At 48.7% G+C, this 14,898-nt stretch carries 16 protein-coding genes; 15 read left to right on the forward strand and 1 reads right to left on the reverse strand.

The window, feature by feature from the left end; all coding sequences use genetic code 11:
• Positions 1-27 precede the first annotated feature (27 nt).
• From Q0218_RS02410 to Q0218_RS02480, 15 genes are all read left to right on the forward strand, one after another.
• The gene (locus Q0218_RS02410; protein WP_297965905.1) at positions 28-516 is read left to right on the forward strand and encodes a hypothetical protein; all 489 of its coding nucleotides are present in this window, start codon (positions 28-30) and stop codon (positions 514-516) included.
• A gap of 96 nt (positions 517-612) precedes the next feature.
• The gene (locus tag Q0218_RS02415) at positions 613-1,215 is read left to right on the forward strand and encodes a hypothetical protein (RefSeq protein ID WP_297965907.1); all 603 of its coding nucleotides are present in this window, start codon (positions 613-615) and stop codon (positions 1,213-1,215) included.
• Positions 1,208-1,792: a hypothetical protein gene (locus tag Q0218_RS02420; RefSeq protein ID WP_297965909.1), complete on the forward strand. Its 585-nt coding sequence runs from the start codon at positions 1,208-1,210 to the stop codon at positions 1,790-1,792. The genes Q0218_RS02415 and Q0218_RS02420 overlap by 8 nt, the downstream gene beginning before the upstream one ends.
• Before the next feature lie 8 nt (positions 1,793-1,800).
• On the forward strand, positions 1,801-3,060 hold the full coding sequence (locus Q0218_RS02425; RefSeq protein ID WP_297965911.1) for a glutamate-5-semialdehyde dehydrogenase: 1,260 nt from the start codon (positions 1,801-1,803) through the stop codon (positions 3,058-3,060).
• 412 nt (positions 3,061-3,472) lie between these two features.
• Positions 3,473-4,093, forward strand: coding sequence for a restriction endonuclease (locus Q0218_RS02430; RefSeq protein WP_297965913.1), 621 nt, complete (start codon positions 3,473-3,475; stop codon positions 4,091-4,093).
• A gap of 73 nt (positions 4,094-4,166) precedes the next feature.
• Positions 4,167-4,796, forward strand: a complete 630-nt coding sequence (locus Q0218_RS02435) for a hypothetical protein (protein WP_297965915.1) — start codon at positions 4,167-4,169, stop codon at positions 4,794-4,796.
• Entirely contained in the window at positions 4,793-5,707 is a 915-nt protein-coding gene (proC, locus tag Q0218_RS02440; protein WP_297965917.1) for a pyrroline-5-carboxylate reductase, read from the forward strand. The genes Q0218_RS02435 and proC overlap by 4 nt, the downstream gene beginning before the upstream one ends.
• 691 nt (positions 5,708-6,398) lie before the next feature.
• The gene (locus Q0218_RS02445) at positions 6,399-7,160 is read left to right on the forward strand and encodes an acyl-CoA dehydratase activase (RefSeq protein ID WP_297965919.1); all 762 of its coding nucleotides are present in this window, start codon (positions 6,399-6,401) and stop codon (positions 7,158-7,160) included.
• A complete protein-coding gene (locus Q0218_RS02450; protein WP_297965921.1) occupies positions 7,150-8,265 on the forward strand; it encodes a double-cubane-cluster-containing anaerobic reductase in 1,116 nt (371 codons plus the stop codon). Before Q0218_RS02445 ends, Q0218_RS02450 begins: the two co-directional genes overlap by 11 nt.
• 31 nt (positions 8,266-8,296) lie before the next feature.
• The gene (locus Q0218_RS02455) at positions 8,297-9,064 is read left to right on the forward strand and encodes a transporter substrate-binding domain-containing protein (protein WP_297965923.1); all 768 of its coding nucleotides are present in this window, start codon (positions 8,297-8,299) and stop codon (positions 9,062-9,064) included.
• Between the two features lie 357 nt (positions 9,065-9,421).
• Complete coding sequence (locus tag Q0218_RS02460) at positions 9,422-10,177, forward strand: amino acid ABC transporter substrate-binding protein (protein WP_297965924.1); 756 nt, start codon at positions 9,422-9,424, stop codon at positions 10,175-10,177.
• Positions 10,178-10,245: 68 nt separating this feature from the next.
• Complete coding sequence (locus Q0218_RS02465) at positions 10,246-10,998, forward strand: amino acid ABC transporter substrate-binding protein (RefSeq protein ID WP_297965926.1); 753 nt, start codon at positions 10,246-10,248, stop codon at positions 10,996-10,998.
• 247 nt (positions 10,999-11,245) lie between these two features.
• Positions 11,246-11,932: an amino acid ABC transporter permease gene (locus Q0218_RS02470; protein ID WP_297965928.1), complete on the forward strand. Its 687-nt coding sequence runs from the start codon at positions 11,246-11,248 to the stop codon at positions 11,930-11,932.
• On the forward strand, positions 11,932-12,684 hold the full coding sequence (locus tag Q0218_RS02475; RefSeq protein ID WP_297965929.1) for an amino acid ABC transporter ATP-binding protein: 753 nt from the start codon (positions 11,932-11,934) through the stop codon (positions 12,682-12,684). Before Q0218_RS02470 ends, Q0218_RS02475 begins: the two co-directional genes overlap by 1 nt.
• 21 nt (positions 12,685-12,705) lie before the next feature.
• Positions 12,706-13,848 (forward strand): PLP-dependent aspartate aminotransferase family protein, encoded by a 1,143-nt coding sequence (locus Q0218_RS02480; protein WP_297965931.1) that lies wholly within the window; start codon positions 12,706-12,708, stop codon positions 13,846-13,848.
• 485 nt (positions 13,849-14,333) lie between these two features.
• On the opposite strand, the gene Q0218_RS02485 is transcribed toward Q0218_RS02480, so the two are convergent.
• Positions 14,334-14,768: a CopD family protein gene (locus Q0218_RS02485; protein WP_297965933.1), complete on the reverse strand. Its 435-nt coding sequence runs from the start codon at positions 14,766-14,768 to the stop codon at positions 14,334-14,336.
• Positions 14,769-14,898: the final 130 nt, after the last annotated feature.

Here is a 14,898-nt window from a genome sequence, read left to right on the forward strand (position 1 = left end):
TACGAGAGGTATTTCGAGCGAATTATCTTGCGCGAGGACGGGCGGACAAGCGAGCTTTGGGATGATGAGGTGCGGCTATATCTCATAGACGGCGAGGATAAGCTTTGCAGTGACGACTCGCTTGAGGGCAAGGCTAAAGGCGAATTTAAGATACTTGATAGCGCCAAGCCGTGCGCGAAGCTAGCTCCTTTTAATTTGCTTTATAACGATGAGAAAAAGCGGCTCAGCACGGCGTATTTCGAGCCCGACGGCGTCTTTGGCCTGCGACTAGCCTATCCTAAAATAGTCAACCTAAGAGACGAAAACGGCGATCTAGGCGGTAACTACGAAACGGACGACTACGAGATGTCGCACGTATATACGCAGCTAGTCGCGAGTATAAAAAAGCTTGCTAAAAAGGCGAAAATCGAAAACGGTAGCGGCGGCGTAAAGGCGGACTTTTGGATCTCAAAAGCAGCCGCCTGCCTAGCGGGGCGGAATTTTTATCTAAAAAGCAACGGATTAAAATTCGTCTAAGTCTCGCGGACAAATTTCGCCGACCGTCAAATTTGACGGTTTTAAGTCGGTATTTTTAAGCATGCTTTAAAATACTCGCAAAATTAAAGGAAAAAGATGGATAAAACTAGATACGAGTTCGTTCAAGTTACTACAGGCGAGCCCCGCAAAAGCCTGTTTTCTCGGGCGGTTTTAGCGTGCGCTACGCCGTTTTCGCTGGGCGTTATAGTTTTTGCCGCGCTTGGAGTTTGGGCGCTAAATTTGAGCCCGGACGAGATTTTGCGGTCGAATTTTTGGACGGACTTTATCCGCGCAGTGCGGGTTTTCGCGCCGTTTTTAGATGATTTGGCTAAAAACGGATTAAAAATCGAAGTCGTAGCCTTTTACGCCTGCGCCGCGTGTTTTTGGCTGTGTTTTTTCGCGGCCGTTTTTTGCCTAAACTACGGCAAAGAGGATTTTAGGCGGGTAAATTTAATCAAACTTACGGCAAGCTTTGTCCTACTTGGCGGATTTTGTTTTCTCGCGCTTAGCGGGCTACTCTTTGCGCCTAAGGGGATGGGCGGCAGATTGGGCGTTTACGTGCGGCTTGACGCCTACGCGCTTGCAAACGAAAGCGCGCCTTATAATCTTGCCGTAGCCCTTGTTATCGGCGCGATTTTTGCGGCGTTTGCCGGCGTGGTTTGCGATTTTATTCGTAAATTTAAGGGCAAAAATGGATAAAAAACCAAGCCCTAGTTATGCTGAATTTTACGAGGCGATCAAGGCAATCGCGGCGCGCGGCGAAGAGGCGCAAACTAGCTTGTTTGAGTATCTTTTAGCGCTTTTAAAGCTCGTAAAAGAGCGCGAAAAGAAGCGGTTAGATTTTGAGCTTTTATGCGAGATTTTAGAGGCGGCCTTTACGGCAAAAAGAGCCAAATTCGACCCAGCGTGGCTGGATATAAAAGAGCCTCCCCAAAATGAAATTTGGACAGCTAAATTTACTAATCCCGAGCTAAATTTAAGCTCGCTTAGGAAAAACTCGGCGTCCAAAGAGGACGCTACGTACGCGCTTGGCGTTATAAAATTTCAGTGCGCCGAGCTAGAGCGGATGCGAGTAAGCGGCGATCTAAACGATCCACAAAGGTGGCTAGGCATAGTTTCGCCAAGCGGCAACGACTGGTATAATTTCACGCCGCAAAGCCTGCTAGAATGCGGCGCTGCCGGTATCATGGACGGCGCGGAGGATGAAAACGAGGCTGTAAACATTAGCTGGGCGAGTCTGGGCGAACTGCTTGAAATCGGTAGAATATACGAATAGGAGAAAAAATGAGCGAGATTTTAGAGATCTGCAAGTGTGCAAAGGCCGCTTGCGGCGAGCTTTTGAGGCTTGATAGCGGGGCTAAATTTAAGATTTTAAACGCCGTAGCGGACGAGCTGCTAACGCAAAAAGAGGCTATAAAAGCGGCGAACGCCAAAGACCTTGCAAACGGCGAGAAATCGGGCCTTAGCGCGGCATTGCTAGACCGCCTAAGGCTAACGGACGCCCGTATCGAGGCGATGGCGCGGGGCGTGCGAGAGGTGGCGGGCTTTGCCGAGGTCGTAGGCGAAAATTTAGGCGGCTGGAGTCATCCAAACGGCATGCAAATCAGCCGCGTGCGCGTGCCGCTGGGGGTGCTTGGCATCATCTACGAGAGCCGCCCAAACGTCAGCATTGACGCGGCGGCTTTGGCTCTAAAAAGTGGTAATGCGGCGATCCTGCGAGGAAGTGCTAGCGCGCTAAATTCGAACATCTTTTTAGTAAGTTTATTTAACGAAGCGGGGGCGAAATTTGGCTTACCGACGGGCTCGGTGCAGCTAGTAGAAAGCCCTGAGCGCGAAGTCGTAGCGCAAATGGCGAAAATGAGCGAATATATCGACGTTTTGATACCGCGCGGTGGCAAAAGCTTAAAAGATTTTATCGCGCAAAACGCGACCGTGCCGATCATCATGACGGGTGCTGGGGTGTGTCATATATTCGCCGACGAGAGCGCAAATTTAAAGCAGACCGCAAAGATAATCAAAAACGCTAAAACCCAGCGCCCAAGCGTCTGCAACGCCGTAGAGTGCGTACTTTTGCACGAGCGAGTAGCGGGCAAAATTTTACCGGGACTTGTGCGTGAGATGCCCGAAGTCGAGTTTCGGGTGAGCGAGCAGCTGCTAGGCGCGTGCGAGTCGGAGTTGCGCGGTTTGGCAAACGTCAAGGTTGCCGGCGAGAGCGATTTTGGTGCCGAGTTTTTGGATCTCGTTTTGGCCGTGCGCGCCGTGCGGGACGTAAGCGAGGCGATCAGCTTTATAAATACGCATTCCAGCGGGCATTCGGACGCGATTTTGAGCGAAAACTACGCAAACGTCGAGCGGTTTTTAAACGAAGTCGGCAGCGCGGTCGTCTACGCCAACGCCTCGACTCGTTTTAGCGACGGTAGCGAGTTTGGATTTGGCGGCGAGATCGGCATCAGCACGCAAAAGCTGCACGCCAGAGGGCCGATGGGGGTGAGGGAGCTTACGACCTATAAATATATCGTCCGCGGAGATTATCAAACGCGTTAGCGGCTTGTCTTTAAAATTTATATTCAAATTTTGTGCTCAAATTTGTAAATTTAAAACATTTGTTGAGTGAAATTAAGAGCTATAAAGGAAAACAATGGTACCAAATTATAAAGATATGATGTTTTTGATATTAAAGTTTATTTATAAAAATACCAGAGTGACACTTAGAGAAGTTTATGCTGAAGCTTATAGATTTTTAATCGAAGACTTTTGTTGTAAACCAGATGAATTAAAAAGAGTTGTTACAAATGGAAAATTTGTTTACGAGGATCGCGCTTCATGGGCTTTGACTTATCTTATAATACCTGAAACTTTTAGAGAAAATAATCAAGATAAGAGTTTAATTAAAAGAGTTGAGCGTGGTGTTTATGAAATTACCGAATACAGTAAAAAGTTGTTTTTAAGTAATAATGTGCACCAAGAATTTGAAAATTGGAAACATGAAATATTTAACAATAAAAGCACTAGAAATGTATCGCAAAAAGACCAATCAGATATATTAAATAACAAGGAAGAATTAAATTATACTCCGATTGAAGTCATGGAGCGAGTTACAAATGAACTCAATGAATATTTAAAATTTAAAATTTTAGACGAAATTTCCCAAAAAGATCCGAGTTTTTTTGAGTATTTGGTGGCGCGCTTGCTCGAAAAAATGGGCTACGGAGTAGGCAGACTAACCAAAAGCGGCGCGGACGGCGGTATAGACGGTATTATAGACGAGGATGAGCTTGGACTATCGCAAATTTACGTCCAGGCTAAAAGCTGGCAAGGCGCGGTTTCGCGTCCTGAAATTCAAAAATTCGTCGGCGCGATCTCGGATAAGCAGACCAAAAAGGGCGTGTTTATCACGACGTCAAAATTTAGCAAGGATGCCGAAAAATACGCCGCAAACGTGCAAAGTCACACGGTCGTTTTGATCGACGGCGAGCGACTGGCAGAGCTGATGATAAAATACAAACTAGGCGTTCAGGTACGACAAAATATCGAGATTTGCGACATCGACGGCGACTTTTTCGGCGATGAAATTTGACCCGTCGCAAGTCGGCGCACAGGCACGCAAGGCGAAATTTATGCTAAAATCGGCGTAAATTTAAAGGAAACCGATGAAAAAACTAAAATTTATCTTCGCTCTCGCCGCGGCGTTTATTTTTAGCGGCTGCTACGAGACGACGCTGCTTACGCGCATACCGATCTCCGCGCTTGTTTCGGACAAAGGCTCGGACGTGAAATCCACGATCGTGCTAACGGGTATAACGCCGCAGACGCACGAAACGAAAACGGTAACGGAGAACGTGCGGGTTTTCGTTCCCGACGCTAAATTTAAGAACTTCCCGACGGGAGAAACCGCCTATGAGATGAGCGTTAGCGTAGGCAAGGGCGAAAAGGGCGGCAAAAACTCGGATAAGCGCGCCGTGCGGATATATCTAAGCCAATACGGCGACGTCTACGGCAAGCTTAGCAAAAACATGCTCGAGCAGTACGCGAGCGTGGCGAAGCAGGGCGAAGCGCCGACGCTAAAAGCAGCGATCAAATTTGAAAACGATACGAAGGACGTCTATGAGCTGGTCGCGGGCAACGAGTTTAAGGCTAGCGACGAGGCGCAAACGGGCGGCGTTTATACCTTGGCGCCGGGGCAGGTCACGGGCGCGATCTGGGCGGATAGCACGGCGGTACGTGACGCGATCACGGGCAAAGCGGTCAAAATCGGCACTCTAAAAAAGGCGGCGAAATGAAAAACGTAAAAATCGGCTTCATCGGTGGCGGAAATATGGGCGGCGCGATGATAGAGGCGCTTTGGCGCGCGCAATCTGACGAAGCGGACGCGGGGCGAAGCTTTGCCGAGGACGAGCGGAAATCCAGCGGCGTTAGCGAGGCGCAAAGAACGAATAATCCGTCGCAAACGAGCGATACGGCGAGCCAGCGCGAATGCGAAAAAGAGACAAAATTTGAAATCATAGCCTGCGCCAGAAGCAAAAACGAGGCTTTACGGCAGAGATTTAGCGTAAAAATAGCCGCGAGCGAAACGGATCTAGCGCGCGAAGCGGACGAGGTCGTACTGGCTACTAAGCCCGCTAGCTACGAGGTTATCTTGCGCCTGATAGCACCCGAGCTTGCGGGCAAAATTTTGCTTCTTTTGGCGCCGGGTTTTGACATAAAACGCGCTAGGCAAATCGTAGGCGAGGGCGTTTATATAGCTCGCGCGATGCCGAACGTCGCAGCCAGCATCGGCGCGTCGGCTACGGCTCTTTGCTTTGACGCGGGATTTAGCGAGCCCAAGAAAGAGACCGTGCGCGAGATAATCGCTAAAATAGGCAAAATTTACGAGATAGACGAGGCCGGGTTTGCCGCATTTACGGGCATCGCAGGAAGCTTGCCGGCGTATGCGTGCGCCTTTATCGAGGCTGCGGCCGATGCGGGCGTGCGGGGCGGATTACCTAGGCAGCTTTGCTACGACGCCGTCTGCGCAGCCGTAGAAGGGACGGCGCGCCTGATCCAAAGCGGCAAGCATCCGGCCGCGCTAAAAGACGAGGTCTGCTCGCCGGCGGGAACCACGATCGAGGGACTTGCCGCGCTTGAAAAGGGTGGATTTCGCGGCGCCTTGATGCAGGCTATCGCCGCTTGCATCGCCAAAGCGAGGGGTTAGGCTCGCGGCTTTTGCTTTTCTGGTTAATTAAAGCCTAGTAAATTTATGTTTTTTGTATTTGCTTGAAATTTCCGCTTGTGATCAAATTCTTGCCTAAGCCGAAAAACGCTCCGCCGCGCTTTTGCCGTAATCGCGCGTTAAATTTTAAAAAGATACCGATGAGGATTATTTCTGGCGCTAAATTTATTTTCTAGTGGGTCTGGCCTTTCGCCCTTGCTGGCCGCAGATACGCTTGAAAAGCTCAAAAATGTAAAAATCCCGACATAAACGCCACCAAAGAGTGCGTGCAAGCGGGCATGGCGGCAAGCTTAAAGCAAGACTACGGCGCGGCGGAAGAAGAAAGAAGTAGGGTGTTTGGCTTAAGCGGTATTTGATTTTTGCGTCTTTGCGGCAAGCGTAGCGTTACGAGAGCTTGCGCAAGGTAAACCGAAACGCTTTATCTCGGATCTGCTCGGCGTATCGTCTTTTTGTGCCTTTTGAGTTAGAATTTTACCCGAAAATAATATTTTTTAATTTTTCACCGCTTTTTACGGCCGATTTTGGCTATAATTACGTCCAAGTTTAGATCGCGGCCGCGATTTACGTTTGCACGAATATTTCTTTTACGATTTTGCAAATTTAATTTTTACGGGTTCAAATTTGTGCCCAAATTTAGCTCCGCGTGTCGGAAAAATTTTCTACGGATTAGAGTATGCATTTTATCGGTATCGACATCGGCTCGACCTCGTCAAAGGTCGCCGTTATGGACGAACGCGGCGAATTTTGCGAGCTATTTTTGCTACCGAGCGGCTTTAGCGCGGTCAAGGTGGCGCGCCAGATCAAGCAAGCTTTAGAGCAAAAAGGCTACGCAGAGGGCTTCGTGACGGCTACGGGCTACGGGCGCGTGAGCGTAGAGTACGCAAATTTGAGCATGAGCGAGATTTTGTGCCACGGACTTGGGGCACACTTTTTATTTGAGCCTGACTGCACCGTCATCGACGTAGGCGGGCAAGACACCAAAGCTATCAAAATAGAAAACGGCAAGCCGACGGATTTTATCATGAACGACAAATGCTCGGCGGGCACGGGCAAATTTTTAGAGATCAGCGCGGGTCGCTTGGGGCTTGAACTTAGCGAAATTTACAAAACTGCCCGTAAAAATCCGGCGATTAAAATTAGCTCGACCTGTACGGTCTTTGCCGAGAGCGAGATCGTCTCGCTAAGCGCAAATGGAGCTGAAACTAGCGAGATCGCCTACGCCATCGTGGATTCCTCCGCGCACAAGGTCGCCTCACTCATCAAACGGCTGGAAAATCAAATTTACTTCTTAAGCGGCGGTCTTAGCAACGTGCCGCTCTTTAAACAGCTTCTAGGCGAGCATTTGGGGGCTGAAATTTTTACTCGCGAAAACGCAATCTACTGCGGCGCGATGGGCGCTGCGATAATGGGAAAAAGGAGAAAAGATGAAGTATGATTTTGCGGAGCTTAAAAAGCGAAATTCTCTGGCGCTTCAGGATCTAAAAGCTGAAGGAAAGAGCGTCGTGGGGACGTTTTGTACGTATTCGCCAAAGGAGCTAATCTACGCCGCGGGCGCGGTGCCGGTTAGTCTGTGCGCTTCGGACGAGGGCCCGATAAACGCCGCTCACGCCGAGCTTCCGCGTAATCTCTGCCCGCTAATAAAAGCAAGCTACGGCTACGCGGTTACGAAAAAATGCCCCTATATGAACGCTAGCGACGTAGTCGTCGGAGAGACGACCTGCGACGGCAAGAAAAAGATGTATGAGCTGCTAGCAAAGCACAAAGAGGTGCGGGTCTTGGAACTGCCAAATATGACGAGCAAGCGCAGTTTGGAGCTCTGGACGCAGGAGCTGCGGGAGTTTAAGGGCTATCTGGAACAGCGTTTTGGCGCAAAAATAACGGACGAAAAGTTAAAAGAGACGATAGAGCTTTTTAACGAGGAGCGAGACGCGCTAAACGAGCTAATGGAGCTTGGCAAGCTAAATCCGACCCCGATTAGCGGTAGCGAGATGCATCAGGTGCTGTTTGCTAGCGACTACATCTACGATAAACGCGAAAAGATCCGTATGCTGCGCTCTTATGTGAAGGCTCTGCGAGAAAAAGATATGAGCGGCACCAAACGCAAAAAGCGCATCATCATCACCGGCTGTCCAAGCGGAGGTATCTACGAAAAAGTCGTCAAGCAGATAGAAGAGTTGGGCGCTGACGTGGTAGCCTTTGAAAACTGCACCGGCACGAAAAACTATCAAAACAACGTTCGGCTAGAGGGCGATTTGGTCGCAAATATCGCCGAGCGCTACCTTAAAATCCCCTGTTCGGTGATGTATCAAAACGACGCACGCTCGGATATTATCAAGGAATTTATCCATGAGTATCAAGCGCACGGCGTCATCGACGTAGTGCTAAGCGGCTGCCACACCTACGCGATCGAGACGAACAAGATCAAAGAAGCCAGCCGCGAAGCGGGAGCAAACTATATGTCGCTGGAGACTGATTATTCAAAACAAGACGTCGGGCAAATTCGCACGCGCTTAGAGGCGTTTATCGAGCTGCTCGGTTAAATTTAGGATTAAAATTTATAAAAGGAGTTAGATGAAGCTAAAACAGATTTTAAAACTAGGCGCGGTATTAGCCGTTTGTTTAAATTTAGCGAGCGCGAATTCGCTCGAGCAGATCAAGAAGGACGGCGTCATAAGGATAGCGACCGAGGGCGTGTATTCGCCGTTTTCGTTTCATAACGAAAAAGACGAGCTAATGGGCTATGACGTCGAGATAGCAAAAGCCGTCGCAGATAAACTTGGACTAAAGCCAAAATTCGTCGAAGCCTCGTGGGACGCTATGTTAGCGGCGTTTGACGCGGGTAAAGCAGACGTAGTATTTAATCAAGTTAGCATTACCGAAGAGCGCAAGAAAAAGTACGACTACTCCGTACCCTATATGACCTCATACTCGGCGATCATCGTGCACGAGGATAACGACGATATCAAGAGCTTTGCCGATCTAAAAGGCAAGCGCTCCACGCACTCGGTAAATAGTATGTGGATCCCTACCGTCGAAAAATACGGTGCAAAACTCGTCGTAGCCGATAGCCTAAGCGACCAGATAAATCTTATAATCACCAAGCGCGCCGACGACACGATAGACGACGCCGTGATGTTTTACGACTACAAAAAACAGCACCCAAAAGCCCCGATAAAACTAATCAAGGCGGGCGAAACGCCGATGTATACGGCAGCGATCGTACATAAAGGCAACGCCGAGCTACTAGAAGCGATAAATAAGGCTCTAAACGAGCTAAAAGCAGAAGGCAAACTAAAAGAGATTTCGATTAAGTATTTTGATAGGGATATCTCGGAGTAAATTTAAGCTGAAATTTGGAGGCGGCGCGGCGGATTTGCCGCCGTTAGCAGATTGATTAGACTTTAGCCGCCTATCTTGCGCCCGTCTCAAAGTCGCGCGTCGTAAATTTAGCGGAGTTTTATTTTGTTTTAACCTTTTTTTGCATAAAATCGTCATTTAAATTTAAAACGAAAGGTGCATCATGAAAAGCGATATGTGCGACATGTGTTGTTGCGAGATGAAAAGCTAGGGCGCTAGGCACGAATTTCTTTTTAAGTGCTTAGCAAGTCGCTAAACATTTAAAAAGAATTTTACTTAATCCGCATGTGCGAGCCTTTTTAAATGAATAGCTAACGATAAATTTAAAAAGGACGAAAAATGAAAAACTTACTAAAATCTTCTCTACTTACTTTGGCGGGCTTAGCCCTTTTAACTAACGCAAACGCAAAAACCATCCAAGAAGGCGTCTTAAAGGTCGCGACCGAAGGCACGTATTCGCCGTATTCTTTCCACGACGAAAAGGGCGAACTAACCGGCTACGACGTAGATATCGCAAAAGCCGTTGCCGATAAACTAGGGCTTAAAGTCGAATTCGTCGAAGCTCCGTGGGATGCGATGCTAGCGGCGTTTGACGCGGGCAAGGCGGACGTGGTGTTTAACCAAGTAAGCATCACTGAAGATCGCAAGAAAAAATATGAATTTAGCGAGCCTTATACCGTTCCTCGCGCGGTTTTGATAACTCACAAAGATACGCAAGACATCAAGAGCTTTGACGATCTAAAAGGCAAAAAAAGCGCGCATTCGGCCACTAGCAACTGGGCGCAGATAGCAGAGAAGCACGGCGCGCAGGTCGTCGTCGTAGACGGCTTTAGCAAGGGCGTAGAGCTAATCGCCCAAAAGCGCGCGGACGCTACGATAAACGACGACGTGACCTTTCTTGATTACGTCAAGCAAAGACCTAACGCGCCTATCAAGGTCGTATTTACCGGAGAGGCGATACCTACCGCCGCGCTCGCGCACAAGGATAACGCCAAGCTAATCGCGCAGATAAATAAGGCTCTTGGCGAACTAAAATCTAGTGGCAAACTAAAAGAAATCTCCGAAAAATATTTCGGTAAAAATATCTCCGAATGATAAATTTTGGCGCGAAGCGGCCTTGCCGTAAAATTCGCGCCCAAGTAAATCCAAAAAAAGGAAAAAACATGAAAATTTCAAATTTATTTAAAGCCGCGGCGATCCTGGCTTTGGGGCTAAATTTGCACGCTAAAACGATCAAAGAAGGCGTGCTAACCGTCGCCACCGAGGGCACTTACGCGCCGTTTTCGTTCTATGACGAAAAAGGCGAGCTAACCGGCTACGACGTGGACGTCGCAAGAGCCGTGGCCAAGAAGCTAAATTTAAAAATCGAATTTTTAACCGCGCCTTGGGACGCGATGCTAGCGGCGTTTGACGCGGGCAAGGCAGACGCGGTGTTTAACCAAGTAAGCATTACCGAGGAGCGAAAGAAAAAATACGAACTTAGCGAGCCATATACCGTTACTTACGGCGCGATCATCGTTCGCAAGGACAACGACTCGATAAAAAGCTTCGCCGACTTAAACGGCAAGAAAAATGCCGACTCGGCTACTAGCAACTGGGCTAAAGTCGCCGCTAGCTACGGCGCTCAAAACGTCACGGTCGATAGCTTTGCTAAAAGTATGGAGCTGCTAATCGCAGGCCGCGTAGATAGCGTGCTGCGCGATAATATCGTGTTTTTGGACTTTACGAAGAATCAGCCCGCCGCTCCGGTTAAAATCGCCGCCGTCGGAAACGAAAAAGACTACATCGGCGTAGCCGTGCAAAAGGGCAACGCCGAGCTAACCGAGCGGATAAACAAAGCCCTAGCCGAGCTAAAGGCCGAGGGCGAGCTAAAAGAAATCTCGCAAAAGTATTTCGGCAAGGACGTTTCGGAGTAAATTTGCTAGGTCAAATTTAGCCAATTTTAACGGGTTAGCTCGCTCGTTTACGCCAGCGGCGATGGCCTATTTGCGGGCTTGCTTGCAGGCTAAATTTAAAAGCCGTTAAATTTAGCCGCGAATTTTAAATTTAGCAAAAAACGCCGCTTGCAAAACTAAACAGCAAATTTTGGCAAATCTTGCAAGTAAAATTTAACGGCTCAAAGGCTCGCGACGAGTAAATTTAAGCCTAAATTCGGTGCGAAAAATGGAGGTAAATTTGGACACGGAACGCATAAACCGCATAATCGAGCTTGTCTCAAGCTCGCTGCTGCCGATGCTAGAAGCCCTAGCTAAGGTCACGATACCGCTCACGCTGGCGTCTTTTGCCTGCGGGCTGATTATCGCCGTGATAACCGCTATCGCGCGCCTCTCAAACGTGAAAATTTTGCGATGGATTTTTGGTGGCTACGTTTGGATATTTCGCGGCACGCCGCTTTTAGTGCAGCTTTTTATCGTATTTTTCGGGCTTCCTTCTATCGGCGTTACGCTTGATACGTGGAGCGCGGCGATCATCGCTTTTAGCCTAAACGTCGGCGCCTACGCGTCCGAGTCGGTGAGGGCGGCGATCCTATCGGTGCCTAAGGGGCAGTGGGAGGCGGCGACCTCGCTAGGTATGACGCACGCGCAAATTTTACGCCGTATCATCGCTCCTCAGGCCGTGCGTATATCGCTGCCGCCGCTATCAAATACCTTCATCGGACTAGTTAAAGACACCTCGCTGGCTGCATCCATAACGATGGTAGATATGTTTATGGTCGCCCAGCGCATCGCCGCTCGTACGTATGAGCCACTGCTGCTTTACGTGCTGGCCGCGCTTATTTATTTAATCGTTTGCACGCTGCTTACCTTTTTGCAAGGAAGGCTTGAAAAACGAACATCAAGGTACGTGTGATGGCGATAAAATTTAAAAATTTAACCAAGAGCTTTGGCGAACAAAAGGTGCTAGATGGTATCGATCTAGAGATCGCAGATGCGCAAACTACGGTAATCGTGGGGTCTTCCGGATCCGGTAAATCAACCCTGCTTCGCTGCATAAATTTACTCGAAATCCCCGAGGAAGGCGAGCTGGAGCTAGACGGCGAGAAGATAAAATTCGGCGGCAAAATTTCGCCAAAAGAGCTACTGCCCTTTCGCAGGCGAACGGGGATGGTGTTTCAGGGGTTTCATCTCTTTCCGCATCTAACGGTTTTACAAAACGTGATCGAAGGACCGACGCAGGTACTTGGTGCCGACAAGCAAACGGCGATAAATAAAGCCCTCGAGCTGCTAGGCAAGGTCGGCATGGCCGACAAGCAAAACGCCTATCCAAACAGACTCTCGGGCGGTCAGAGCCAGCGCGTGGCGATAGCTAGGGCGCTAGCGATGGATCCGTCGTTTTTGCTGCTAGATGAACCAACTAGCGCGCTAGATCCGGAGCTAGAAGCCGAGGTGCTAAAAGTCGTCATAGCCCTAGCCAGAGAGAAAAAATCCCTCGTCATCGTCACGCATAATATGAATTTCGCTCGCAAAGTCGCGGATAGGATTTTGTTTTTGGATAAAGGCAAGATCGCGTTTGACGGCGATGCGGAGAGATTTTTTGCTAGCCAAAACGAGCGCATAATGAGCTTTATCTCGGCGATGGATATAAGATTTTTGAAATTTTAGCGATAAATTTAAGGAGAGAAAATGAAACTAGACACGCTAATCGTAAAAGGCATCGAGGCCAAGCATAACCCTTTTGGAGCCGTCGTGCCGCCCGTTTATCTGGCGACGACGTTCGTGCAAGAGGGGCTAGACGGCTTTGGCGAGTTTGCCTACTCGCGCGGCGCAAATCCGACTAAACAGGCGTTTGACGAGCTTTTTGCCAAGGTAGAGGGTAGCAAATACGCATTTAGCTTCGGCTCGGGAATGGCGGCGACGGCAGCGGCTTTTAGCCTGCTAAAAACGGGCGATAAGGTGCTGCTAAATAACAACGTCTACGGCGGCACTTTCCGCTACGTTAGCAACGTCTTTGCGTCGCAAGGCATAAGCTACGAGGCGGTGGACGATTTAAATTTATTAGAGGAAAAAGATATCGCAGAGAACGTGAGAGCGATATTTATCGAGACGCCCTCAAATCCGCTGCTACGCGTGACCGACATCCGCCGTATCGCAGACATCGCGCACAAAAGAGGCATCCTGGTAATCGCTGACAATACTTTTCTAACGCCTTATTATCAAAAGCTTTTTGATTTTGGCGTAGATATCGTAGTTTATAGCGCGACGAAATACATCGGCGGACACGCAGACGCGATCGCCGGTATCGTCACGGTAAACGACGACGCGCTAGCCGAAAAGATAAAATTTGCCAGAAATACGTTTGGCGGCATAATCAGCCCGATGGACGCTTATTATCTGATAAGAGGCCTTAAAACCCTTAGCGTGCGCTTTGATCGCCAGACGCAAAATACGCATAAAATCATCGAATTTTTAAAATCGCACGAAGCGGTAGACGCGGTGCATTACGCGGGATCGTACTCGCAGCTAGAAAAGCAGATTCAAGCCCGCCAAGCAAGCGATATCGGCGCGGTTATATCGCTGGAGCTAAACGAAAAATACGACTATAAAATTTTTGCTAAATCTCTAGAGCTTTTCGATCTAGCCGTGAGCCTTGGCGGCGTGGAGAGCCTCATCTGTCAGCCTGCGTCCATGACACACGAATCATACCCCAAAGAGCTGCAAGATAAAATCGGCATAAAGCCTAATCTGCTGCGCCTTTCTATCGGCGTAGAAAACGCGGACGACCTAATCGCCGATCTGGCTCAGGCGATAAAAAAGGCTAAAATTTAACTCTGCTTGCTATCTTAGCGCCCTTTATCGCTCGGGCTAAATTTATCAAATTTAGCCTTGGGCTAGGCGGGCAAAATGGGCGCGCCTAGTTTACTAAAGCGGCACCCGGCACCAAGGCGGGCGAATTTATAAATTTTCGCCAAATTAGTCTGTGGCTATTTTGCTTTAAACAAACTAGCAAAAATCCCGACGCCTAAAACTCCCGAGATAACCCACAAACTAGCCTGCGCCGAAATCTCAAATCCGTGATGAAAGATATGCGCGGAAGCGTTTAGATTGGGGAGATTTTCAAATTTTAGCGATTTAATTTGAGCTGATGTCGTTTGGGAGACTGGGTTTAATTGAGCCGAATAAAATCAAAATTTGGCGCTAATTTTGCACGCCGAATTTGTAAGATACGGCTCAAAAATGCAAGGCTAAATTTGACTTCGCAACACCGAGGCAAAGCAGGTTCGCTCCGCCTCGGGGCGCGTATTTATCGCGGATTAAAACGGCTTATACACCATCATCCAAATAATGATAACCATCGCGATGGTCGGCACTTCGTTGTAAGCGCGAAAGAACATACCGCTTTTCTTACAGCGTTTCTCGCGCAGCTGCACCATATAGCGGCCAAGATCCAGATGAAACGCCGCGAGGATAACGACGACGGTGAGCTTGACGCGTATGTAGCCGCTATGTAAAAGCTCGGGCATCGCGACGATGATCAAAATGCCCGTCAAAAACGTGCCGATCAGCGCGACCCAGCCGATGTAGTGGTACATCTTATACTCCTGCACCTCGACCACGCGCACGAAGTCAGGCTTGTCTATATTCTCCGCGTGATAGACGTAGAGGCGCGGCTGATAGAACAAAAACGCCATCCACGAGATGAAACACAGGTAGTGGAAATACTTGATGAGGTTGTAATACTCTGCCATTTTTACTCCTTTTAATTTTTATTTTAGCGGCTTGTCTTTTGAGCGCTTTTTGTGGATTTTGTTAAAATTTGACTTGATAGGCTACATGCCTTATCTTCGTCAAATTTTAACTTCAAAACCCCAAAAATCA

The organism is uncultured Campylobacter sp. (assembly GCF_938039245.1).
GTDB lineage: Bacteria > Campylobacterota > Campylobacteria > Campylobacterales > Campylobacteraceae > Campylobacter_A.